At 72.1% G+C, this 23,297-nt stretch carries 20 protein-coding genes and 1 tRNA gene; 9 read left to right on the top strand and 12 right to left on the bottom strand.

Translation table 11 applies throughout. The features are described from left to right. Nucleotides 1–3: 3 nt before the first annotated feature. Nucleotides 4–753 (top strand): helical backbone metal receptor, encoded by a 750-nt coding sequence (locus LIV55_RS12400; RefSeq protein WP_229300422.1) that lies wholly within the window; start codon nucleotides 4–6, stop codon nucleotides 751–753. A 70-nt stretch (nucleotides 754–823) separates the two neighbouring features. Here the strand turns inward: LIV55_RS12400 and LIV55_RS12395 are convergent, their stop codons facing one another. The 7 genes from LIV55_RS12395 to LIV55_RS12365 form a co-directional block, all read right to left on the bottom strand. After that, complete coding sequence (locus LIV55_RS12395) at nucleotides 824–2,611, bottom strand: S8 family serine peptidase (RefSeq protein ID WP_123091449.1); 1,788 nt, start codon at nucleotides 2,609–2,611, stop codon at nucleotides 824–826. 168 nt (nucleotides 2,612–2,779) lie between these two features. Next, a complete protein-coding gene (locus LIV55_RS12390; protein WP_191563738.1) occupies nucleotides 2,780–4,042 on the bottom strand; it encodes an acyl-CoA dehydrogenase family protein in 1,263 nt (420 codons plus the stop codon). Between the two features lie 64 nt (nucleotides 4,043–4,106). Beyond that, nucleotides 4,107–5,432 carry an acyl-CoA dehydrogenase family protein gene (locus LIV55_RS12385; protein ID WP_229300421.1) on the bottom strand — a complete coding sequence of 442 codons (1,326 nt, stop codon included), beginning with the start codon at nucleotides 5,430–5,432 and terminating at the stop codon, nucleotides 4,107–4,109. A gap of 138 nt (nucleotides 5,433–5,570) precedes the next feature. Further along, nucleotides 5,571–6,440: an amino acid ABC transporter permease gene (locus LIV55_RS12380; RefSeq protein WP_123091452.1), complete on the bottom strand. Its 870-nt coding sequence runs from the start codon at nucleotides 6,438–6,440 to the stop codon at nucleotides 5,571–5,573. Continuing rightward, a complete protein-coding gene (locus LIV55_RS12375; protein ID WP_068272654.1) occupies nucleotides 6,437–7,117 on the bottom strand; it encodes an amino acid ABC transporter permease in 681 nt (226 codons plus the stop codon). The genes LIV55_RS12380 and LIV55_RS12375 overlap by 4 nt, the downstream gene beginning before the upstream one ends. A gap of 95 nt (nucleotides 7,118–7,212) precedes the next feature. Further along, the gene (locus LIV55_RS12370; protein WP_229300420.1) at nucleotides 7,213–8,046 is read right to left on the bottom strand and encodes a glutamate ABC transporter substrate-binding protein; all 834 of its coding nucleotides are present in this window, start codon (nucleotides 8,044–8,046) and stop codon (nucleotides 7,213–7,215) included. A gap of 56 nt (nucleotides 8,047–8,102) precedes the next feature. Beyond that, entirely contained in the window at nucleotides 8,103–8,843 is a 741-nt protein-coding gene (locus LIV55_RS12365; protein WP_068272648.1) for an amino acid ABC transporter ATP-binding protein, read from the bottom strand. 127 nt (nucleotides 8,844–8,970) lie between these two features. Between LIV55_RS12365 and LIV55_RS12360 the strand changes: the two genes are divergently transcribed. After that, a complete protein-coding gene (locus tag LIV55_RS12360) occupies nucleotides 8,971–9,192 on the top strand; it encodes a hypothetical protein (RefSeq protein ID WP_068272645.1) in 222 nt (73 codons plus the stop codon). Nucleotides 9,193–9,300: 108 nt separating this feature from the next. Here LIV55_RS12360 and LIV55_RS12355 read toward each other — a convergent pair whose 3' ends face one another. Further along, a complete protein-coding gene (locus LIV55_RS12355) occupies nucleotides 9,301–11,142 on the bottom strand; it encodes a phosphoenolpyruvate carboxykinase (GTP) (RefSeq protein WP_229300419.1) in 1,842 nt (613 codons plus the stop codon). Between the two features lie 261 nt (nucleotides 11,143–11,403). Further along, nucleotides 11,404–11,922 carry an SRPBCC domain-containing protein gene (locus tag LIV55_RS12350; protein ID WP_229300418.1) on the bottom strand — a complete coding sequence of 173 codons (519 nt, stop codon included), beginning with the start codon at nucleotides 11,920–11,922 and terminating at the stop codon, nucleotides 11,404–11,406. Nucleotides 11,923–12,045: 123 nt separating this feature from the next. On the opposite strand from LIV55_RS12350, the gene LIV55_RS12345 reads away from it, so the two are divergent. Then, entirely contained in the window at nucleotides 12,046–12,570 is a 525-nt protein-coding gene (locus LIV55_RS12345; protein ID WP_229300417.1) for a GNAT family N-acetyltransferase, read from the top strand. Then, nucleotides 12,570–13,595, top strand: coding sequence for a hypothetical protein (locus LIV55_RS12340; protein ID WP_229300416.1), 1,026 nt, complete (start codon nucleotides 12,570–12,572; stop codon nucleotides 13,593–13,595). Before LIV55_RS12345 ends, LIV55_RS12340 begins: the two co-directional genes overlap by 1 nt. Nucleotides 13,596–13,675: 80 nt before the next feature. Here LIV55_RS12340 and LIV55_RS12335 read toward each other — a convergent pair. Both LIV55_RS12335 and LIV55_RS12330 read right to left on the bottom strand, forming a co-directional pair. Next, a tRNA-Arg gene (locus LIV55_RS12335) sits at nucleotides 13,676–13,748 on the bottom strand. Nucleotides 13,749–13,835: 87 nt separating this feature from the next. Then, entirely contained in the window at nucleotides 13,836–14,798 is a 963-nt protein-coding gene (locus LIV55_RS12330; protein ID WP_191563735.1) for a LysR family transcriptional regulator, read from the bottom strand. 112 nt (nucleotides 14,799–14,910) lie between these two features. On the opposite strand from LIV55_RS12330, the gene LIV55_RS12325 reads away from it, so the two are divergent. Genes LIV55_RS12325 through LIV55_RS12315 form a run of 3 tightly spaced genes read left to right on the top strand, consistent with a single transcriptional unit; the run spans nucleotide 14,911 to nucleotide 17,869 of the window. Next, nucleotides 14,911–16,227: a CitMHS family transporter gene (locus LIV55_RS12325; RefSeq protein ID WP_191563734.1), complete on the top strand. Its 1,317-nt coding sequence runs from the start codon at nucleotides 14,911–14,913 to the stop codon at nucleotides 16,225–16,227. Beyond that, nucleotides 16,224–17,549 carry an acyclic terpene utilization AtuA family protein gene (locus LIV55_RS12320; RefSeq protein WP_191563733.1) on the top strand — a complete coding sequence of 442 codons (1,326 nt, stop codon included), beginning with the start codon at nucleotides 16,224–16,226 and terminating at the stop codon, nucleotides 17,547–17,549. The genes LIV55_RS12325 and LIV55_RS12320 overlap by 4 nt, the downstream gene beginning before the upstream one ends. Beyond that, on the top strand, nucleotides 17,546–17,869 hold the full coding sequence (locus LIV55_RS12315; RefSeq protein WP_191563732.1) for an AtuA-related protein: 324 nt from the start codon (nucleotides 17,546–17,548) through the stop codon (nucleotides 17,867–17,869). The genes LIV55_RS12320 and LIV55_RS12315 overlap by 4 nt, the downstream gene beginning before the upstream one ends. A gap of 88 nt (nucleotides 17,870–17,957) precedes the next feature. Here LIV55_RS12315 and LIV55_RS12310 read toward each other — a convergent pair whose 3' ends face one another. Beyond that, complete coding sequence (locus tag LIV55_RS12310; RefSeq protein ID WP_224766847.1) at nucleotides 17,958–18,809, bottom strand: class I SAM-dependent methyltransferase; 852 nt, start codon at nucleotides 18,807–18,809, stop codon at nucleotides 17,958–17,960. Nucleotides 18,810–18,949: 140 nt separating this feature from the next. Here LIV55_RS12310 and LIV55_RS12305 point away from each other — a divergent pair, with 140 nt between their 5' ends. Further along, complete coding sequence (locus tag LIV55_RS12305; protein ID WP_191563730.1) at nucleotides 18,950–21,970, top strand: M36 family metallopeptidase; 3,021 nt, start codon at nucleotides 18,950–18,952, stop codon at nucleotides 21,968–21,970. 142 nt (nucleotides 21,971–22,112) lie between these two features. Then, a complete protein-coding gene (locus tag LIV55_RS12300; protein ID WP_229300415.1) occupies nucleotides 22,113–22,910 on the top strand; it encodes a GNAT family N-acetyltransferase in 798 nt (265 codons plus the stop codon). Nucleotides 22,911–23,297: the final 387 nt, after the last annotated feature.

Below are 23,297 nucleotides of genomic sequence, written 5' to 3'. Positions count from 1 at the left end.
GCGATGACCCGCTCGCTGACCGACGACCTCGGCACGGTCCTCGACCTGCCCGACGCACCGGCCCGGGTCGTCTCCCTCGTCCCCAGCCTCACCGAGGCCGTCGCCGCGACCGCGCCGGGCCTGCTCGTCGGCGCGACCGACTGGTGCACGCACCCGACGGACCTCGACGTCACCCGCGTGAGGGGGACGAAGAACCCCGACCTCGCCGCCGTCCGGGCCCTCTCCCCCGACCTCGTCGTCGCGAACAAGGAGGAGAACCGCGAGCTCGACGTGCGCCGGCTGCGCGAGAGCGGGGTCGCGGTGTGGGTCACCGACATCGAGACCGTGCCGCAGGCCCTGGCCTCGATGCGGCGGCTGCTCACCGGCCCGCTCGCCCTCGGCGCGCCGACCTGGCTCGACGAGGCCGACGAGCTGTGGGGCGGCCCGCCGCCCCCGGTCCGCGACCGCGTGGCCGTGCCGATCTGGCGCGACCCGTGGATGGTCGTCGGCCCCCGCACCTACACGACCGACCTGCTGCGGAGGATGGGGCACGACAACCCCTTCGCCCACGGCACCGCGCGCTACCCGGCCGTCGAGATCACGCAGGTCGACGCCGACGGCGTCGACGAGGTGTGGCTGCCCGACGAGCCGTACGTCTTCACCGCGCAGGACGGCCCCGAGGCCTTCACCCGCACGCCGACCCGGCTCGTCTCCGGGCGGCTGCTCACCTGGTACGGCCCGGCGATGGTGCAGGCCCACCACGAGCTGCGCTGAGCCGCCCGGAGGGACGACGAAGGGGGACCGGCCGCCGTGGCGACCGGTCCCCCTTCGGCGTGCTGACGGGTCAGCGGTTGAAGGTCACCGCGTTGTACGCGTTGACGATCCCGTCGCCGTAGAAGCCGTTGAAGCCCGGCTTGCTGACGCACGTCGCGGTGAACTCCGCGTCGCGGCCCTCGTTGGTGTACTCCTGCACGCCGCCCTCGGGGCAGGCGTGGTCGGCAGCCGACTTCTTGAGCACGTAGGCGACGTCACGCGAGTCGTGGCCGAACCACATGCCCTTGCCGGAGCCCCGTGCGCTCACGATGAGCGCGGCGACGCCGGAGGCGTGCGGCGCGGCCATCGAGGTGCCCTGGAGGTACTCGTAGTAGCCGCACTTGTTGGCGCCCTTGCTCACCGGCGTCGTCGAGCACTGCTTGATGACCCCGGCGTCCTTGCCGTCCTGGGTGATGTAGCCCCACTTGCTCACGAGGCCCTGCTCCTGCAGGTAGCGCTGCGAGGCCGTCGAGAGGATGAGGTTCTCGTTCGTGCGGAAGGTGTCGGTCCCGAAGCCGTCACGGAACCAGCCACCGGGGGCCGAGACCTCGATCTCGCCCGAGCTGAGGTCGGTCGCCCAGTTCGAGTAGTCCGCCTTCTTGCCCGACGGGCCGACCGCGGAGGTGCCGATGACGTTGGCGCCCTCGGTCGGCAGGTCGAAGCAGGTGGCGTTGTCGATGGTGCGCTCGTGCGAGACGCCCTCGGGGAAGTTCGGGCTCTCGAGGTCGTTGCGCGGGTTCGACAGGTCGTCGTGCCCGTTGCCGAGCGCGGCGACCATCGTCACGTCGCGGCGGTGGGCGTAGTCGAGGACCCGCTCCATCGTCTCGATCGTCACGTCCTGCTGAGCGGCCTGCTCCGGGGTGTCCTCCGGGGCTCCCCCGCGGCAGTTGAAGGCCCACGGGTCGACGTAGAAGGACATGTTGACGACGTCCATCCGCTTGTCGGCGGCCCAGGTGATGGCGTTGGCCACCGGCCCGAGGAAGAAGTAGCCGCTGTCCTGGCCGGCGCGGACGTTGGCAAGGACGACGTTCGGCGCGACGCCGGAGACGCCGAAGCCGTTGGCCTTCGCCGCGATGGTGCCGGCGACGTGGGTACCATGACCGCCGTGGTCGACCGTCGCGGGGTCGACGCAGCCGTCGTACTCGCAGTCGCCGTCGATCGCGGGGATGTCGCGGGTGAAGTTCTTCGACAGGGCGGTGCTGAAGTTGCCCGCGATGTCGGGGTGGTTGGCCTGGACACCGGTGTCGATGACGCCGACGCGCACGAGGCGGTTGCCCGGGTTGACCGCGCGCGCCTTGAAGGAGTCGACCATCTCCAGGCCCCACAGCTTGGAGTCCAGCGGGTCGCCCTTCGTCGCGGCCGCGCTCTTCGAGCCGGCGACGGAGCGCTGCGTGCTCTTCTTCGCGGCCGCGCTGCGCTGGTGCTCCCGGAGCACCTGGTCCTTGGTGACGACGCTCTTCGGCGAGCGGCCGACGGAGATCTCGGCAGCGGCCTGCTTGACGCCGGCCAGGCCGCGGGCCTTCGAGGCGAAGCCGCGGTTGCTCGAGTCGACGGTGATCATGCCGATCTGGCGGTTGATCGAGGTGACCGTGCCGCCGGCGGCCTTGACCCGTCGCACGACGGAGTCGATGTCGGCGCCCTTGTCGGCGAGGACGACGTAGGCGCCGCTCGTCATCGACGGGCCCGAGGGCTGCGCGGCGACGGCCGGCGCCGAGACAGGTGCTGCAGGTGCTGCGGCGGTGGCGGTCGTGGCGCTCGCCAGGCCGGTGACACCGAGGGCGGTGGCCCCGACCAGTGCCATGAGCTTCGTGTGACGCATGGATGTCCTCCCGATGATCCTCGGCAAGGAGCCGAGAGGCGTCAGGCTAGGGGGCGAGTCCGCACGCTGGGAAGACCCCGAAGGTCTGCATTCGGTCAGGACGTGCGAGGGCGGCGACGCCCCGCGTCGCCGCCCGCGGTGCCCGGGTCGGGCCCAGCCGGGAGCTGGCTACTTCAGCTCGCGGCTGGAGTAGCCGAGCAGCCGGCGGGCGATGACGAGCAGCTGGATCTGCTGGGTGCCCTCGAAGATGTCGAGGATCTTGCTGTCGCGCGCCCACTTCTCGAGCAGCTCGGTCTCGGCGTAGCCGGTCGCGCCCGCGAGCTCGACGCAGGCGAGGGAGACCTCGACGCACGTGCGCCCGGCCTTCGCCTTGGCCATCGAGGCCTCCATCGAGTTGGGCTTGCCGTTGTCGGCCATCCAGGCCGCACGAAGGGTGAGGAGGTAGGCGGCCTGGTAGTCGGCCTCCATCTGGAGCAGCCGGGCGGCGGCCGCGGGCTGGGTGGCCGCCGGCCGGTCCGGGTCGGGCACGACGCCGGCGTCGGCGAGCAGCTCGGTCGTGCGGTCCAGGCTCGCGCGGGTCAGGCCCAGGGCCATCGCGGCGACGAGCGGCCGGGTGTTGTCGAAGGTCTGCATCGCGCCGCCGAAGCCGCCCTCGATGCGGATCTCCGGGTCGCCGAGGAGGTCCTCGGCGGGCACCCGGCAGTCCTGGAGGCTGAAGGCGGCGGTGTCGCTCGCCCGGATGCCGAGCTTGTGCTCGAGCCGCACGAGCCGCATCCCGGGGTTGTCACGGCGCACGACGAAGGACTTGATCGCCTGCTTGCCCAGGCTGCGGTCGAGGGTCGCCCACACGACGACGAGCTCGGCCCGCTCCCCCGCGGTGACGTAGATCTTCTCGCCGTTGATGACGTACTCGTCGCCGTCCTTGACCGCCGTCGTGCGGATCGCCCCGGAGTCCGAGCCGACCTCGGGCTCGGTGATCGCCATCGCGGCCCACTTGCCCGCGTAGCGGGCCTTCTGCTCCTCGGTGGCGACGGCCGCGATCGCGGCGTTGCCCAGGCCCTGGCGCGGGATCGACAGGGTGAGCCCGACGTCGCCGCGGCAGGTCTCGAGGATCGAGAGCACCGAGGAGAGATTCGAGCCGTTCCTGTTCTCCCGCTCCCCCTTCGCCCGCCGACCGGACCCGACGGCGGCGACGTCGCCCTCGGTCGCGCCGTCGTCCTTCGCCCGGGTCGAGGAGGACGCGCCGGCGCCCTGGCCGGCGCCCGAGTCGCTCAGCCCGTCGATGACGGCCGAGACGAGGTCGAGCTCGGCCGGGTACTCGTGCTCCGCGCGGTCATACTTGCGCGAGATCGGCCAGAAGACCTCCTCGGCCATGCCGCGGGCCTGGGCGACGAGCGGGCGGAACTTCTTCGGGACCTCGAGGTCGATCATGTCGGCAGTCCTTGTCGTGTCGGGGGACGAAGGGGGATGAGCGAAGGGGGGACGAACGGCCCGCTCAGACGAGCAGGGTGCCCTCGAGCAGCCCGGCACCGCGCAGGTCGCGGTACCAGCGCTCGTTGTCGAACTCCTTGACGAAGCCGTGGCCGCCGAGCATCTGCACGCCGTTGCTCCCGACGAGGGTGAGGTGGCGGGTCGTCAGCGCGCGGGCCTGGGCGATCTCGGCGGACGCGTCCTCGCCGCGGTCGAGGCGAGCGGCGGCCTTCCACACGACGAGGCGCAGGGCGGCGATCTCGACGGCCATGTCGGCAACGGTGAAGGCGACGGCCTGGCGGTGACCGATCGGCTCGCCGAAGGCGGTGCGCTCGGTGACGTACTGCGAGACCTGGTCGAGCACGGCCTGGCCGGTGCCGACGGCGGCGGCCGACCACGCGAGCCGGGCGCGACGCACCGCGTCGAGGTGGTCGTCCGTCGTGCCGAGGAGGTGGGCCGAGGGGACGCGCACGCCGGTGAGGTGCAGGCGCGAGGTGCGCGCCGCGCGCAGCCCCATCGCCGGGTCGTCCTCGACCTCGACGCCGGGGGTACCGGGCTCGACGAGGACGAGCCGGGCCTGGCCGTCGACGCTCGCGCTGACGACGAAGAGCTCGGCCCGGTCGGCGCCGGGCACGAGGGCCTTGACCCCGTCGAGCACGACCTCGTCGCCCTCGGTGCGGCCGGTGGTGCGGGGCGAGAGCGGGTCGAAGAGCGGCTGCGGCTCCATGAGCGCGAGCGCGGCGACCGGCGGGTCCTCCCCCGTCAGCTCCGGCAGGTAGGTCACCTGCTGGTCGGCGTCGCCATAGCTGGCGATCGCGGTGGCGACGGCCGCCGGGGCCATGATCGCGGTGGCGATGCCCATGTCGCCGCGGGCGAGCTCTTCGAGGACGAGCACGGCGGTGACGGCCGAGCGCTCCTCGGCGATGCCGTCGAGCTCGGCCGGCACGCCGATGAGGTGCAGACCCACCTCGGCGGCGGCGCTGCGCACCTCGGCGGGGACGGCGCGCTCGGCGTCGGCCTGCTTCGCCGCGGGCCGCACGACCTCGTCGGCGAGCTCGCGCGCCACCGACTGGATCATCTGCTGGTCCTCGGTGGGCGTGAGGTCGAACATCTGGCGGGGGCGCGCGTGTGCGGTGCGGGCGGCCTGGCCTGAGCCCTTCTTCTTCGCGAAGGCGCGACCGGCGGCGGTCTGCGCGCGGAAGCTCGTCACCGCGCCCTTGTAGAGGTACCGCTCGACGGTCGCCCGGACCTTCGGGTCCTTCAGACCGGGCAGACCGCCCGCCTTGGCGATGAGGCGGAGCCCGAGACGCTGCCCCTTGTCGGCCAGCGACGTGGATTCGGTGGTGGCCATGCGGCATACCCCTTCGTGACGCTCGTCGGCGACCGGTCGCGCAGGGCGACGTCGGCCAGGTGGGCGATACCGACAGTACCTGCTACCGCGCGTACCGGTAACCCCGCGTCTCAGGTGAGGCCCACCACAGCCCCGACGTCACACGCCGCCGGCTGGCTGCGGCCCCGCCTCGTCGACCGGCGCCGCCCCACCGGCGACCTTGCCCCGGCGGTTGATCCGGCGCTCGAGGTAGCCCGCGAAGGTCGTCAGCGAGAAGTTGAGGACGATGAAGATCAGCGCGGCGACGACGAGGGGCTGCAGGGTGTTGCCGCCGGCGGCGAGGTTGCGCGCCTGACGAAGCAGCTCGGGGTAGGTGATGATCGCGCCGAGCGCGCTGTCCTTGAGGATGACGACGAGCTGGCCGACGAGCGCGGGGAGCATCGCCGTGATCGCCTGCGGCAGCTGGATCGCGCGCAGCGTCTGCCCCGGGGTGAGACCGATGGACAGCCCCGCCTCGCCCTGGCCGGCGGGCAGCGAGCCGACGCCCGAGCGGACGAGCTCGGCGATGACGGCGCCGTTGTAGAGCGTCAGCGCCGCGACGACGGCGACGAAGGGGTTGGTCTCGGGTGCGAAGACCCCGCGCAGCGCGAGGAAGTAGAAGAAGGCGATCATCATGATGAGCACCGGCACGCCGCGGAAGAACTCGACGACGATGCCGCTCACCCATCGCACGGCCCGGTGCTGCGAGAGCCGCCCCATGCCGAAGACGAAGCCGAAGACGAGGGCGAGGACGACGGCGACCGCCGCCGAGCGCAGCGTGCTGATGATCCCGGGGACGAAGTAGAACTCCCAGGACTGGCGGGTGAACATCGCCGTCCACTTCGCCGCCTCGAGCTCTCCGCGCTCCTGGAGCCGGCTGAGGGCCACGTAGACGAGCCCGGCGAGGACGAGCGCGGAGAGGATCGTGAGGATCAGATGACGCCGGCGGGCCTTCGGGCCGGGGGCGTCGAAGAGGACCGAGGTGCTCATCGGCGCACCGCCACCTTCCGCGAGAGCGAGGTCAGCCCGACACCGATGGGCAGGGTGAGGGCGAGGAAGAAGAGGGCGATGAGCCCGAAGAGCTGCCACGTGAGGTCAGGGCGGAACTCCAGCCCCTCCGCCATGAAGTACGAGGCCTGCGCGACGCCGATGATCGACGCGACCGTCGTGTTCTTGATGAGCGCGATGAGGACCGACGCGAGCGGCGCGACGGCCCCGCGGAAGGCCTGCGGCAGCACGACGTGGCGCAGCGACTGGCCGAAGCCCAGCCCGATGGAGCGGGCCGCCTCGGCCTGACCGGGCGGCACGGTGTTGACGCCGGAGCGCAGCGCCTCGCACACGAAGGCCGCGTGGTAGACCGACAGCCCGAAGATCGCCCAGCGCACGGCCTCGTCGACGAGCGCCGTCTGGCTGGTCTGGTCGACGATCGAGATGCCCAGACGGGTGCCGAGCACGGTGAGCGAGAAGAGGACGACGAGCGTCAGCGGGGTGTTGCGCACGACGTTGACGTACGTCGTGCCGACCCCGCGCAGCACGGGGATCGGGCTGACCCGCATCACCGCGAGGAGCGTGCCGAGCAGGCTCGCCCACAGCGCCGACCACAGCGAGAGCTTGATGGTCATCCAGAAGTAGGACCAGACCGGGAACTGGTCGAAGAGCTCACCCATGCTCGGGGCGTTCCTTTCGCTGCGGCGGAGAGGGGGTCGGGACGGGACGAAGGGGGCGCGGCAGCCGCGCCCCCTTCGTCACCGCGTCGAGAGGGTCAGGCGCACTCGTCGACCTTCGGCGGGTTCACCGAGTCGTCGACCTCGAAGCCGGCCGGGCCGAAGTTGTCGTCGACCGCCTTCTGCCAGGCGCCGTCGTCGACCATCTTCGTGAGGGCCTCGTTGATCTGGTTGCACATCTCGGTGTCGCCCTTCGTGATCCCGACGCCGTAGCGCTCCTCGGAGAAGGTCTTGCCGACGACCTTGAGCTTGCCCTTGTAGGTGTCCTGCGCGGCGTAGCCGGCGAGGATGGTGTTGTCCGTCGTCAGGGCGTCGAGCTGGCCGTTGACGAGGCCGTCGAGGCACTCGGAGTAGGTGTCGAACTCGCGCAGCTGCACGCCTGGCACCTCCTCCTTGACGTTCTCGGCGGAGGTCGAGCCGGAGACCGAGCACAGGCGCTTGCCGTCGAGGTCGTCGACGCTGGCGATGTCGGAGTCGTTGGCGACGAGGAGGTCCTGACCGGCGATGAAGTACGGACCGGCGAAGGAGACCTTCTCCTTGCGCTCGTCGGTGATCGAGTAGGTCGCGAAGATCATGTCGACCTGACCGGTCTCGATGAGGGTCTCGCGCTGGGGGCTGGGGGCCTGGACGAACTCGACCTCCTTGCCCATCTCCTTGGCGACGTAGTTGGCGACGTCGACGTCGAAGCCGCTGTAGGTGTCGCCCTCCTTGAAGCCCAGGCCGGGCTGGTCGAACTTGATGCCGACCTTGACGGTGTCGCCGGAGCCGCCGCCGTCGCCCCCGGCGTCGCCGCCCGAGTCGCCGCCGCAGGCGGTCAGACCGAGGGCCAGGGCCGCGGCGGAGCCGATGGCGAGGATGCGTCGCTTGCTCATGATTTCTCCTTCGTCGGGGCCGCGGTCACGGCCCGTGGTGGGTCGGTCGAGGTGGGTCAGTGGGTGAGGATCTTGCCGAGGAAGTCCTTGGCCCGGTCGCTCGTGGGGTTCGTGAAGAACTCCTCGGGCGTGGCCTGCTCGACGATCTCGCCGTCGGACATGAAGACGACGCGGTCGGCGGCGCGGCGGGCGAAGCCCATCTCGTGGGTGACGACGATCATCGTCATGCCGGTCTGCGCGAGCTGGGTCATGACGTCGAGGACCTCGTTGATCATCTCCGGGTCGAGGGCCGAGGTCGGCTCGTCGAAGAGCATGATCTTCGGGTCCATCGCCAGGCTGCGGGCGATGGCGACGCGCTGCTGCTGACCGCCGGAGAGCTGGGCCGGGTACTTGCCCGCCTGGTGGCCGACGCCGACCCGCTCGAGGAGCTCCATGGCGCGCTTGTTCGCCTCGGCCTTCTTCTTCCCGCGGACCTTCATCGGGCCGAGGGTGACGTTGTCGAGGATGCTCTTGTGCGCGAAGAGGTTGAAGGACTGGAAGACCATGCCGACGTCGGCGCGCAGCCGCGCGAGCGCCTTGCCCTCCGAGGGCAGCGGCTCGCCGTCGATGGTGATCGTGCCGGACTCGAAGGTCTCGAGCCGGTTGATGGTGCGGCACAGCGTCGACTTGCCCGAGCCGGACGGCCCGATGACGACGACGACCTCGCCGCGACCCACGGTGAGGTCGATGTCCTTGAGGACGTGGAGGTCGCCGAAGTGCTTGTTGACGCCGTCGAGCACGACGAGGGGATCAGCCATGCCGGGCAACCTAGTCGCTGCGGGGCGGCCCGCCCCCTCCCCCGGCGCGGCCGTTGCCAAAGGGTGACCCGCCCCCTTCGCCTCGACCGGTCGCCGTCGACGAGCGGTCACGTCCTACGCTCAGGCCATGGCCAAGCACATCCCCAAGGACCGCACCGGGCTGAGCCTGGGCTACCGGGCGCTGTGGCGCACCCGATACGTGCTCTACACCTTCTTCGGCCCGGCGACCCAGAGCGGGATGCGCGACCCCCACTACCGGATGCGCGCCGAGCGCCTCGAGCGCGTCAACGCCGCCCGCGCTGCCCAGGGCCTCGAGCCCGTCGAGGACGTCGACCCCCGCACCCGCTGACGGGCACGCTCGGCGAGGTGGGGCTCGCGCCTCGCACCCCCGGCGACGCACGAGACCCGCGCACCCGGTGGTCGGGTGCGCGGGTCTCGTCGCTGCGGCGAAGGGGTGTCAGCCCTGGAGGTCCTCGAGGTCCTTCGCGACCCGGCGGTGCGCCTGCCAGATCTGCTCGGGCAGGTCGTGGAACTGCTGGAGGTGCTCCTCGCGGTAGCCCATCTCCTCCTGCCAGCGCGCCTTGTCGATCGTGAGGACGGTGTCGAGGTCGGCGAGCGCCTGCTCGTCGAGACCCTCGAGCAGCAGCTCGTCACGGGTCGGGATGACGCCGACCGGGGTGCGCTGGCCGGTGACCTCGCCGGCGCGGTACTGCATGAGCCACACGAGGGGCCGCAGGTTCTCGCGGTAGCCCGGCCACAGGAAGCGGCCGTCCTCGCCGCGCTGGAACCAGTTGACGTGGGCGAAGACGGGCTGGTTCTTCGCCTGGCCGACGACGTCGAGCCAGTGCTGGGCGTAGGCACCCTCGCCGTAGCTCATGAAGGGGCGCATCGACATCGGGTCGTAGCGCAGCACGCCCTCCTTGCCGTCCGCCGCCGCGGTCGCCTCGGCGCCGAGCGTCAGGCCGTCGTAGACGCCCTCTGCGAGGTCGTCGATGGCGCGGATGAGCGGCTCGCGGTCGCGGGTGCGGCCGCCGAAGATGATGCCGTGGATCTCGACACCGCGGGGGTCCTCGTAGTCGTCGGCGACGTTGGGCACCTGCGACAGGACGGTCGTGAAGCGCGAGTTCGGATGCGCCCAGGGGGCGCCCATCTCGTCCTCGGACCGGTCGGCGATGCGCTCGCCCTTCCAGTCCAGCCAGCCGTCGAGGTCGCTCGGGCGCTCGCCGCGGCCCTCCCACCACACGTCGCCGGTCTTCTCGTTGTAGGCGACGTTGGTGAAGATCGCGCCGGAGCCGGGCTGGATCGACTCGATCGCCGTCGGGTTGGTCTTCTCGTTCGTGTCCTTGGCGACGCCGAAGACGCCGTTCTCGGGGTTGAAGCCGCGCAGGACGCCGTCCTCGTCGACCCAGATCCACGCGATGTCGTCGCCGTAGAACTCGACGTAGTAGCGGTCACCGAGGGCGTCGGGCGCCAGGGTCATCGCGAGGTTGGTCTTGCCCGAGGCGCTGGGGAAGCCGCCGGCGATGTTGTACTTCTTGCCGGTCTGCTTGTCGGTGATGCCGAGGAGCATGAACTGCTCGACGAGGAAGCCGTTCTTCCACCCGTCGTAGGAGCCCTGGCGCAGGCCGTGGGCGATCTTGCCGAGCAGCGCGTTGCCGCCGTAGGAGCTGCCGAAGTGCAGGATCGTGCGCTCGTCGGCGACGGTGACGAAGTTGCGCATGTCGTCGGGCGTGCCCTGCTTGAGGTTCTCGAGGTCACCGGTGACGTGGACGGCGCGCACGAAGTCGTCACCCATGTCGTTGATGTACTCGACGCCGACGCGGGCCATGCGGATCATCTGCATGACGACGTTGCGGTTGTCGGTGAGCTCGACGCCCGCCGCGAACTTCGCGAGGGCGGACCCCTTCGGCGCCATGAGGTAGGGGATGACGTACATCGTCTTGCCGGCGAGGGCGTCCTTCATGTGGCCCTCGACGACCGGGCGCACCTCGGAGGCCGGCTTCCAGTTGTTGTACTGGCCGCGGTCGGCCTCGTCGCTCGTCGCGACGATGGTGCGCTCCTCGGAGCGGGCAGTGTCCTTGCTGAAGGAGCGGGAGTAGTACATCCCCTCGCCCGCCGGCTTGAGCTCGCCGGCCTCGAGCGCCTCCTGCACGAGGCGCGCGTCGTCAGCAGCGCTCACGACCTCGATCCGCTCTGCACCGGTGTGCTCGGCCCACTGGCGCACGAACTGCGCCACGGACTCGTTGGTCAGACCTGCCGCCTCGAGCGCCTGGTCCACATCGGCCGTCGTCGTGATCACGCTTCTCCGCCCTTCGATGACACCCCGGCGCGTCCGCGCCGGGACCGCAGGACGTCGTCGGGTGACTCGTCTCGTCACCACGGGCGACGGCGTCCGCGGGCCCACCTAACCACGCCTGGGACCCCCGCTAGACCACCCGGCCGGGGATCGCCAGGAAAGTGTGAGCCACTCGTCACGAGCCTGCTGACCAGGCCTGATGCCGGGCAGAGAACGGCCCCGAACTTGCAACGTCCTGCAAGAAACGAGCCCGACCGAGGTCCGTCAGCCGAGCAGGCCGAGCCGCTGGTAGAGAGGGTGCAGCACCTCGAAGCGCGCGCGGGCGTCGCAGCGCCCACCTCCGCCGAGGTGAGAGACGAGGTCCTCGACGTGCACCTGGTCGCCCGCCGCGTAGGCGGCGACCTGGTCGAGCGGGACGCCGTGGTCCTCGACGACGAGGTGGGTGCACTCCCCTTCGACGTCGAGGCTGATCTCGAAGCGCCCGTCGGGCTGGTCCGGGGTGCTCGTCTCGATGACGAGACGCTCGCGCGGTCGGCACTCTCGCACCCGGACCATGCCCTCCCAGCCGGTCGCGACGAAGCGGGCACTCAGCTCGCCCCCTTCGCGCAGGTCCCCGTCGACCTCGCCGAGCCACGCCGCCAGGCGGTCACGACCCGTGAGCGCCGACCACACGTCGTCGGGCGCCGCCCGGACGCGGTCCTCGAGACGCACCACGCCGCGGCCGTCCTCGGCGCGCAGGCTGCCGAGCACCCGAGCGCTCTCGTGCTCCTCGGGTGTCGTCACGCCGAGCGCCCCCGTCGGGCGGCGCCCTCGAGGACGAGTCCGGCCAGCATCAGCACCCTGCTCATGCCCGCGAGCGTAGGCGAGCCCGCTGCCCGGCGGGAGGCGTCGGTGGGAGCATTCGACATGGCCACTCCCCCGCTCGTGCGTCCGGCCGTGCTCGACGGCCCCGATGCGCTCGGCGTCTCCGCGCTCCTCGCCGACTACCACTCCCAGACCGAGTCGGAGAAGTCAGCGCACGGTCTCGCCGAGGCGGGCGACCTGCCGCAGCGCTACTCCGCGGAGGTCCGCGACCCGGCCGCCGCGCTCGCGCACGGCGAGATCCTGGTCGCGGAGCAGGAGGGTGAGCTCGTAGGGATGGTCGTCCTGCACCGCACGGGCGACGACGTCGAGATCAAGCGGCTCTGGGTGGCTGCGGCGCACCGCCGGTCCGGGGTGGGCGGCGCGCTCATGGCGGACGTGGTCACGCGGTCGGCGGCGAAGGGGGCGGCCGGGCTGCGGCTGTCGGTGTGGGACTGGCGCGTCGCCGCCGTCGAGCTCTACCGGACGCAGGGCTTCGTCGACGCGCCGTCCTGGGAGTCGCGCGAGCGCCTCGTGTGCCTGCGCCGGCCCTGCCCCGCCGGGTCCGCGCGGGACGACCGGAGCGCGTGATGGGGACGGGCGACGCCGTCGGGGGCGTCGAGGTCCCGCCCGGTCTCGCGTGGCACTACACGGACGGGCCAGGCCTCGTCGCGATCCTCGCGAGCCACACCCTGTGGGCGACGGCCGCGCCCTTCCTCAACGACCGGCAGGAGGTCGCCCTCGGCGGGCGGATGATCGTCGAGCGGATCCTCCAGCTCGCCGCCGACCGCGACACGGAGCTGGCCGCCACGCTCGCGGACCGGGTTCGTGAGGCCACCGAGCACGGGCAGGGGCCGGGCGCCGCGAGCGCCTACATCCTCAGCGCCAGTCGCTCGGCAGACTCCTTGGCGATGTGGCGGCTCTACGGCGGGGCGCACGAGTCCTACGCCATCGGTCTCGACCCGACGGTCGACCTCGTCGCGCTGACGAGCAGAGAGGTCGAGCTGCCGCTCGGCCGAGCCGACGGGGTGTACCTGCGCCGGCACGGCTGGCGTCCGGTGCGTTACGCCCGCGAGGAGCAGGTCGCTCTCGTCGACTCGGCCCTCGAGCTGCTCGGCGACCTCCCCAGCGCGCTGTCCGGGCTGGCACGGCCCGCGGCCCGGACCGAGCCCGCTCCGGGCGACCCCGGTCGTGTCGAGGACTGTCGGGCCGCCGACGCGCGAGCCGGGCTGGGGTCGAGCCTCGAGCCGTTCTTCGAGGCGCTGCACGAGGCGCTCATGCTCATCAAGCACGAGGGCTTCGTCGACGAGCGGGAGATCCGCTACTCGGCCCTGCTGCTCACCCGACCCGACCTCGCCGGTCGCTCGGCCGAGGCCTCGCTGCTCTCCTACCGGTCCTCCGCGTACGGCATCGCGCCCTACCTGCGTCTCACCGGGCCCGAGCCGCAGCGGCCGGAGGCGGTCGTCACGGCACGTCCGTCGCCCCTGCCCGTCCGCGCGGTCGCGGTCTCCCCGTCGCCGAACGGGCCGGAGGCGTCGACCTCGGTGCGTCAGCTGCTCCTTCGCCACGGCTACGACGTGCCGGTGGTCCGCTCCGCGATCCCCTTCCGGGGCTGAGGACCCCCGGGGACACGACGAGGGCCTCGGCCGGCGCATCCGCCGGGCCGAGGCCCTCGTCCCTCTGTCTCAACACAGAGTGCGCCCGAAGGGATTCGAACCCCTAACCTTCTGATCCGTAGTCAGATGCTCTATCCGTTGAGCTACGGGCGCGTGTCTCCCGGCGTGACGCCTGGCGACGAGGGCCGACTTTACCCCGTCCGTGCCGAGCAGACGAAATCGGCCGTCGCGCACCTCTGCTCAGCGCGTCGCGGCGCCCGCCCAGCCCGCTCCCGGAGGGAGCACGACCGGCTCGTCCGGCAGGGATCGCAGCACCTCGAGCATCGTGCGCACGGCCGGGCTCGGCTGACGCCGCGGGTCGGTGAGGACGCCGACCTGACGGCGCACGACCGGGTCGACGAGCGGCACGGGCACGAGCTCGGCGAAGGCCATGAGCGGCACCACGAAGCCGGGCACCGCGGTCACGCCGAGTCCCGCAGCGCACATGCCCGCGACCGTCGCGACGTTGCGCGCGGTGAGCCGCCGACGCGGCTCGACGTCGCACTCGGCGAAGGTCGCGTCCGTGATCGCCCGGATCGAGCTCGCCTCGTCGAAGGAGATGAAGGGCTCGCTGGCCAGCTCGGCCCAGGCCAGCTCCGCGCGACGGGCGAAGGGGTGACCTCGCGCGACGAGGCACACGAGGTCGTCGCCCGCGACCACCTCGAAGTGCAAGGGGTCATCCCCCTTCGCCCCGGGCAGGCCACCGGTCTCGGCGGTGAGGGCGAGGTCGACCCGGCCGGCTCGCACGGCCGCCGCGAGCTGGGCGGCGAGGGAGTCCTCCAGCTGCACGTCGACCCCCGGCAACGCCTCGCGGAAGCGGTCGACGACCTGCGGCAGCAGCGTCGCGGCGAGCGACGGGAGCGCGGCGACCCGCAGCACCCCCCGCTGGCCCTCGAGGTACCCGCCGAAGTGCGCCAGCTCCTCGTCGTAGACCCGCAGGATGCGCTCGGCCATCTCGACGAAGGCGACCCCCTCGGCGGTCGGCGCGACGTGCCGGGTCGTGCGCGCGAAGAGCTGCACGCCGCACGCCCTCTCGACCTCCGCGACCGTGCGGCTCAGCGAGGACTGGGCGACGTGCAGCCGGCGGGCCGCCTGGCTGAAGCTGCGATGGCGCGCCACGGCGACGACGGCGCGGCACTGCGCGAGTGTCGGGTTGATGCTCACAGCCGATTAATCTATCGAGAAGAGGTGTTGGACACGCATAAGTAGGCGCCGACACACTCGGTCGGTCGGCGCCGACGCCTCGGGGCCGATCCGTCCCCACGGAGGTCTCGTCATGCTCGCCGTCCTCGGATTCGCCACCGTCGGCGTCTTCCTCGCCCTCACCTTCACCCGCAAGGTGTCGGTGCTGCTCGGGCTCGTCCTCGTGCCCGTCGTCTTCGGGGTCCTCGGCGGCTTCACCGGCGAGCTCGGCGAGTTCATCGCGAAGGGCCTGCTGACGGTCGCCCCGGTCGCGATCATGATCGCCTTCGCGATCCTCTACTTCAGCCTCATGGTCGACCGCGGGCTCTTCGACCCCGTCATCCGGGTCGTCCTGCGCTGGGCCGGTGCCGACCCGATGAAGATCGCGCTGGGCACGGCGGTCATCACCCTCATGGTCGCCCTCGACGGGGACGGCGCCTCGACCTTCCTCATCACGGTCTCGACCTTCCTGCCGATCTACCGCCGTCTCGGGATGAGCCCGCTCGTGCTCACCTGCGTCGTCGGCCTGGCCGCCGGTGTGATGAACATGATCCCGTGGGGCGGCCCCACCGCCCGGGCGATGGCCACCCTCGACCTCGACAGCAGCGAGATCTTCGTGCCGGTCATCCCGGCGATGGCCGCCGGCATCATCTGGGTCCTCTTCGCCGCCGCCTTCATCGGGCGACGCGAGCGCGACCGCATCCGGGCGAAGGACGCCGAGGACGGCGTCGACCGCTCCGACATCACCGCCCTGCTCCAGCTGCCCGAGCGCCCGCAGGTCGGCCGTCAGGCGCGCTGGGTGCAGACGGTCAACGTGCTCCTCACGCTCGGCCTCGTCGTCATCCTGCTGCTCCAGCTGCTCGAGCTCCATGTCGTCTTCGTCGTCGCCTTCGCCATCGCGCTGCTCGTCAACCTGCCGCGGTGGGAGGACCAGCAGGCGCTCTTCGAGCGGCACGGCGGCAACGTCGTCATGGTCGTCGCGATGATCTTCGCCGCGGGCGTGCTCACCGGCATCCTCAACGGCAGCGGCATGATCACCGCGATGGCCGAGTCGCTCGTCTCCGTCATCCCGACCTCCGCCGGGGGCTCGCTGCCCGTGCTCACCGCCATCACCTCGATGCCGGCCAGCCTCGTCTTCACCCCCGACGCGTACTACTTCGGCGTGCTGCCCGTGCTCGCGGAGACGACGACCTCGCTCGGCGGCGACCCCGCGGAGATCGGCCGGGCCGCGATCCTCGGCCAGATGACGACCGGCTTCCCCCTGAGCCCGCTCACGGCCGCGACCTTCATCCTCGTCGGGATGAGCGACGTCGACCTCGGGGCCCACCAGCGCCGGCTCTTCGGCTGGGCGCTCGGCACGACGCTCGTCATGACGACCGTCGCCCTGCTCACCGGGGCGATCAGCTGGTGAGCACCGTCGACCGCACCCACGTCCGCATCGGCAGCGGCGCCGGATTCGCCGGTGACCGCATCGCCCCCGCCGTCGACCTCGTGCGCGACGGGCAGCTCGACGACCTCGTCCTCGAGTGCCTCGCCGAGCGCACCATCGCCCTCGGTCAGCGGCGACGCCGCGCCGACCCGACGACCGGCCACGACGACCGCACCTCGCGACGGCTGCGCGCGCTCCTGCCCGAGGCGCTCCCCCGCGGCACGCGCATCGTCAGCAACCTCGGTGCCGCCAACCCGACGGCCGCCGCCCACGAGACCGTCGCGGTCGCCGAGCAGCTCGGGCTGCGCTGCCGGGTCGCTGCCGTCACTGGTGACGACGTGCTCGCCGGGCTCGACCTCGAGCAGCCCTCCCTCGAGCACGGCCGCCCGCTGTCGTCCTACGGCGAGATCATCTCGGCGAACGCCTACACCGGCGCCGCCACGCTCATGGCCGCGCTCGACACCGGCGCGGAGGTCGTCCTCGCCGGCCGCGTCGCCGACCCCTCGCTCTTCGTCGCCCCGCTCGCCCACCGGCTCGGCTGGGACCTCGACGACCCGGCCCTCGCGGCCCACGGCACGCTCGTCGGCCACCTCCTCGAGTGCGGCACCCAGGTGAGCGGCGGCTACTTCGCGGACCCCACGTCCCCCTTCGGCGCGAAGGGGGTGCCCGACCTCGCCCACGTCGGCCTCCCCTGGGCCGACGTCAGCGCGGACGGCACGGCGACCCTGGGCACGGTCGACGGCACCGGCGGCCGGCTGGACCGGGCGACCGTGCGAGAGCAGCTGCTCTACGAGATCAGCGACCCCGGCGCATACCTCACCCCCGACGTCACGCTCGACCTCTACGGCGTGCGGCTCGAGACGGCCGGGCCGAACCGCGTGCGGGTCAGCGGCGCCCGCGGACGTCCCGCCCCCGAGCAGCTCAAGGTCAGCGTCGGGTACGCGGCCGGCTACCGCGCGGAGGGCGGCATCTCCTACGCGGGGCCCGGGTGCGTCGAGCGCGCCCGGCTCGCCGGTGAGGTGGTCGCGACGCGGCTCGCCGCGCTCGGCATCACCCCGCGCGTCGACGTCGTCGGCGCGGGCACGGGCGTCGACCTCTCCGACACCCGGCTGCGAGTGGCCGCCACCGCGCCCGACGCCGACACCGCTCGTGAGGTGTGCGACGAGGTCGAGGCGCTCTACGTCAACGGCCCGGCCGGTGGCGGTGGCGTGCGCACCCGCGTCGAGGAGGTCATCGGCATCGTCTCGACGCTCGTCGACCGCTCTGCCGTCCGTCCCCACGTCGACGTCCTGGAGACCCGATGACCGACGTCCTGCTCCACGAGCTCGCCCACGCCCGCGCCGGCGACAAGGGCGACACCTCGATCCTGTCCGTCTTCCCCCTCGACGACGCCGACTACGGGTGGCTGTGCGAGGTGCTCACCGTCGAGCGCGTCGTCGAGCACCTCGGCGAGCACCTGCGCGGTCACGTCACCCGCTACGAGGTGCCGCTCGTCCAGGGCGTCCAGCTCGTCTGCCAGCACGCGCTCGACGGCGGCGTCACGACGTCGCTGGCCGTCGACACGCACGGCAAGGCGCTGAGCAGTCGGCTGCTCGCCATGCGCGTCCCCGCCCCGACGCGGTGACCCGGCAGCAACGGGACCTGCGGGGGCATTTCCCGCTCCATGCGGGGGCAGCTACCCCACGGGTCCCGTCACTGCTGGGTAGCCTCGGTCAGCCGCGTCGGACGGCCTGCAAGGTGTACGTCAGCGGCAGCCGGTCGTCGCCCTCGGCCAGGCGGTACTCCCCCGGCAGCTCGGGGTCGGCCACCATCTGGTCGCCGAGCGCGAGGTAGGGCACGGTGCGGTGCTCCTCGAGCGAGACGACGTCCATGCCGTGACGGGTCAGCGCTGTGAAGATCTCGCCCAGACCGTGGTTCCACTCGTGCGTCACGGTGGCGGTGATGCCCCCGTCGCTCCCCGGCGCCGGCTCGACGTAGGTCGAGGCGTCGTCCCACACCGTCGGCTCCGGCGTCTCGAAGTAGGGATACGCGAGGACGACGAGGCCGTCCGGGCGCGGGTCGTCGCACGCCCACAGCACGGGGTGCCCCTCACGGATGAAGAGCCGGCCGCCGGGCCGCAGCAGCGCGGCGACCGTCCGGGCCCACCGGTCGATGCTCGGCAGCCAGCCGAGCGCGCCGATCCCGGTGTAGACGAGGTCGAAGGGAGCGTGATCGGCGAGCGCGCTCGGCGCCGAGTAGACGTCGGCCTCGACGTACTCGACGTCGGCCCCGGCGTCCGCCGCGAGGCGACGTGCCGCGGCGAGCGAGGAGGGCGAGAGGTCGAGCCCGACGACCCGCGCCCCGAGCCGGTGCAGCGACAGGGTGTCGGTGCCGATGTGGCACTGCAGGTGCACCGCGCGCAGCCCGCTGATGTCGCCCAGGCGCGGGCGGTCGAAGGCGACGACGTGGCTCAGCTCGTGCTCGCCGGACAGCAGGCGCTCGCGGTCGTAGCCGGGCGAGTGCTCGTGGATGCCGGCCCGGTCGTCCCAGTTCGCGCGGTTCACCGCGAGGTAGTCGTCGCTCACGCCGCGAGTGTGCCACCGGCACATACCACCGGCAGATCCTGAACAAACCCAGACCAAGAGGTGATGCGCCTCATACCGCTTCCTGGATTGACTGACCGCACCGTGCAGCCGCCCCTACCGGGGCCGACCAGGGAGCATCCATGACCAGACACCCACGCCGTGGGCTGACCACGTCGGCAGCAGTCGCCGCCTCAGCAGCCCTCGTCTTCGCGATGGCCGTCGACGGGGCTAGTGCCGCCCCGAGCGCACCGCCCTCGCCCTCCACGCCGACCGGGGTACCGGCCGCCGGGGACGAGCACGCGCACGACCTCCTGCCCGACGTCGACAACCGCAAGGGCACCGCCAAGCCGTCGAGCGCCCAGCGCTCCGCCGGCAAGGGCCTGTCGGTCAAGAGCGCCACCGCCCGCTCGGCCACCTCGGAGCCGGTCGTCACGTGGAACCGCTTCGGCTCCGTGGACACCGTGACCCCGACGTCGGCGAGCTCTCCCCTGGCCACCGGTCTCGGGTCCGACCCGGTCGACGCAGCTCGCGCCTACCTCGAGGACAACGCGACGGCCTTCGGGCTCACCTCGGCCGACATCTCGGCGATGGAGCACGTGACGACCAACGAGGTCGGCAAGAGCTCGGTGGTCATGCTGCGCCAGGTCATCGACGGCGTGCCCGCCGGCATCGACGGCATGGTTGTCGTCGCGGTCGACAAGGGCTCGGTCCGCTACGTCAGCTCCACCCTCGCCCCCGTCGACGGCGCCACCGGTGCCCGCAAGGCGGCCGCGCTCACCCCGGAGGAGGCGCTCGGCAAGGCCGCCGAGGACGTCGGCGCCGACGCGAAGGGGATCAAGCGCGCGGGCTCTGCGAAGCGCAGCTCCGGCAAGGGCTGGACCGACATGACGGCCTCCGGTCTGCACGGCACCCAGCAGGCCAAGCTCGTCGCCGTCCCGGTGCCGGGCGAGGACGCCCGCCAGGCCTACCAGGTCGTCGTCCGCGAGGACCAGGACAGCGGCTACTCCGTCTACGTCGACGCCCAGAGCGGCGAGACGATCGCCCGTGAGGCCCTCGTCGACTTCGACTCCGACAACCCGCGCTGGAAGGTCTTCACCGGCACCCCCAGCGGTGTCGAGGGAGCCCCCGACACCCGCGTCGAGTGGTGCTGGACGGCAGCCGCCGGCTGTGCCGAGACCGTGGCCAACCCCGCCTCCCCGCTCGCCTGGGACGTCGACCCGGCCACGAAGCTCAGCACGACGACGACGAGCGGCAACAACACCTTCGCCGGCGAGCGCTGGCTGGGCACGGGCCCCGTCACCCCCGCCGCGCTGCGCGGCGACCGCAGCTACGTCTACAGCTGGACCAACCAGTGGGCGAACAGCAAGTGCGACCCGGCGAGCTACACGAGCGCGGCCCGCAACGACATCGACGCCGCGACCGCGAACCTCTTCGGCATGCACAACCGCATGCACGACTGGGCCTACAACCTCGGCTTCACCGAGAAGGCCTGGAACTTCCAGCGCGACAACTACGGCAAGGGCGGCATCGGCAACGACCCGACCCTCGGCTACTCCCAGTCCGGTGCGCTGCGCGGTGACCGCAACAACGCCAACTTCGGCACCCCGCCGGACGGCGTGAGCGGCTACAGCAACATGTACCTGTGGCAGCCCCTCGCCGGCGCCTTCTACGCCCCGTGCGTCGACGGCGACTACGACATGTCGGTCATCGGCCACGAGTACGGCCACGGCATCAGCAACCGCATGGCGGGCGGTCCCGACATGGGTCTGTCCGGTCTGCAGGCCGGTGCGATGGGCGAGAGCTGGTCGGACCTCATGGCGACCGAGTACCTCCAGGAGTGGGGCTACGCGCCGGTCGGCCCGAAGGCCACCCCGATGGGCTCCTTCGTCACGGGCAACCCGGACCGCGGCATCCGCAACTACAACTTCAGCGACAGCCCGCTGAACTACAGCAACGTCGGCTACGACCTCACCGGCCCGCAGGTGCACGCGGACGGCGAGATCTGGTCGGCCACGCAGGGCGACATCCGCAGCGCCTTCATCGGTCGCTACGGCGCCGGCACGGCCGAGGAGCAGAAGGCGTGCGCCTCGGGCGCGAAGGCCGTCAACACCTGCCCGGGCAACCGTCGCTGGATGCAGCTCGTCTTCGACGCCTGGCTGCTCATGCCGTCGGGCTCGGTGAGCATGATCGACGCGCGCAACGCGATGCTCGCCGCCGACCTGCTCCGCTTCGGCGGGGCCAACCAGGACCTGCTGTGGGACGGCTTCGCCGGTCGCGGCATGGGTGACGGGGCCTCGTCGCGCAACGCGGCCGACTCCGACCCGGTGCCGTCCTTCCGCTCCCCGTACTCCCGCTCGGCCACGCTCACCGCGGCGCCGACCGACGAGGACGGCCGTCCGGTCCCCGGGACGAAGGTCTTCGTCGGCGAGTACACCGCTCGGTCCACCCCGGTGGCCGACACCGACCCGGCGACGGCCCTGCCGGCGACCTTCGAGATCGGTGCCGGCGAGCGCACCTACACGGTGACCGCACCGGGCAAGGCGCAGACCCGCGTCACCTTCTCCGCCAAGGCCGGTCAGACCCGCAACATGCCGGTCAAGCTCATCGACAACCTCTCCGACACCACCGCCGGTGCCACCATCACCGGTGAGGGCACCGCGGTGCAGGCGATGGCCGACGGCGACGAGGGCACGACGGGCACCACCGTCGCCACCCCGACGGCGGCTCAGCGCGCCTTCACCATCGACCTCGTCGGTGGCCGCCAGCAGGTCCGCAAGGTCCAGGTGAGCGCTCTCCCGCAGCCGGGTGTCGCCGGTCGCTTCCAGAACGTGCGTCAGTTCAAGATCTCGACGTGCGACGCCAAGGGTCGCGTCACCTGCTCGCAGGACGCCGACTTCAGCGAGGCCTACACCTCGCCCGCGGACGCCTTCCCCGGGGACGCCCCGCGGCCGGTCGCCCCGGAGCTGAAGATGCGCACCTTCGAGATCCCGCGCACCCCGGCGACCCACGTCAAGGTCGAGCTGGTCACCAACCAGTGCTCGGGCGGGCCCGCCTTCCAGGGCGAGCAGGACAACGACCCGAACAACGCGACCGACTGCACCACCGCGTACTCCGGTGCCGCGAAGATGGCGGTGACCGAGGTCCAGGTGCTGCGTCGCTGACGCCGATCCGCATCGCATGACCGGGCGCGCCCGGGCCGACTCGGCCCGGGCGCGCTCGTGCGTCGCACCGGCGGGGCGAAGGGGGTGCACGCCGGGTCGTCCTCGACGGGCCTCGACGCGCTCGCCGCGCTACGTTCGAGACATGCTCGCCGGGCTGCCCATCTCGACCCGCACCGACATCTCCGTCGACGTGCTGGGAGGCGCCGACGTCGTCGATCACGGTGACCACCTCGTCGTGCGCACGCCGAGCGCGCCCGACTACCACTGGGGGAACTTCATCCAGGTGACGACGGGCGACCCCGATGACGCGGCGACATGGCTCGCGCGGTTCGCGGGTGAGTTCCCCCGGGCACGTCACCGCGCGATCGGCCTGCCGCAGCCGTCCTGCGCGAGGGCCTGGCGCGAGGCGGGGCTGCGGCCCGACGTCGTCGAGAGCCTGACGAGCGAGATCGCCCCGCCGACGACACCGCTCCCGACGGGCTACCGGGTCACCTCGCTCGAGAGCGACGCCGACTGGGGTGCCCGGCTCGTCGCCGAGCTCGAGCACAACGCCGAGACCGGTGAGCACCCAGCGCAGGAGTACCGGGCCTTCGTCATGCGCCAGACGGTGATCCGGCGGCGCCTCGTCGCCGACGGCGACGCGGCGTGGTTCGGCGCGTTCGACGAGGACGACCGGCTGGCCGCGTCGCTGGGCATCGTCGTGCTGCGTGACCTCGAGCCGACGACCGCGCGCTACCAGTCCGTCCTCACCGGCTCCGCCCACCGTCGGCAGGGTCTGGCCCGGCACCTGCTCGGGGTCGCGGCCCGCTGGGCGGTCCGGCGAGGGGCACGCGAGCTCGTCATCGTCGCCGAGGACGGCACCGCCGCCGCCCGTCTCTACGCCGAGGCCGGCTTCACCCCCGGTGACCACGCCTACGGCTGGTACTCGCCCGGCAGCTGACCGCCACCGACGACGTGGTCTCGAGGCCGAGGGCTGACCGCGCACCCCGGCCCGGACCGGCTGACCCGCTGCTGACCGAGACACGTCCCGGCCCGTCTCGGGTATCCCGGCCCGTCTCGGGCATCCCGGCCCGTCTCGGGTGTCCCGGCCCGTCTTGGGTTCCCCGGCACGCGCCGGGTCACCCGGGCCGGGAGACCCTCGCCCCTCGGCCGGCGAGATGCTCGTCATCCAGGCCGGCGGTCCTCGCACCTCGACCCTCGACGCTCGCGCGGGTGGCGGCGACCGGGGGCTTCCTGCCCGACCACGACGGGCGGCGCAGAGCAGGTGCGGTCGACGGAGTCGTGGGCGTGGTCGTCGTGTCCATGACCGAAGGCTCACCGGCTCGGC

The sequence above is a fragment of the Janibacter melonis genome, assembly GCF_020567375.1.
Classification (GTDB): Bacteria; Actinomycetota; Actinomycetes; order Actinomycetales; family Dermatophilaceae; genus Marihabitans; species Marihabitans melonis.
This window is presented reverse-complemented; position numbering and strand designations above follow the sequence as displayed.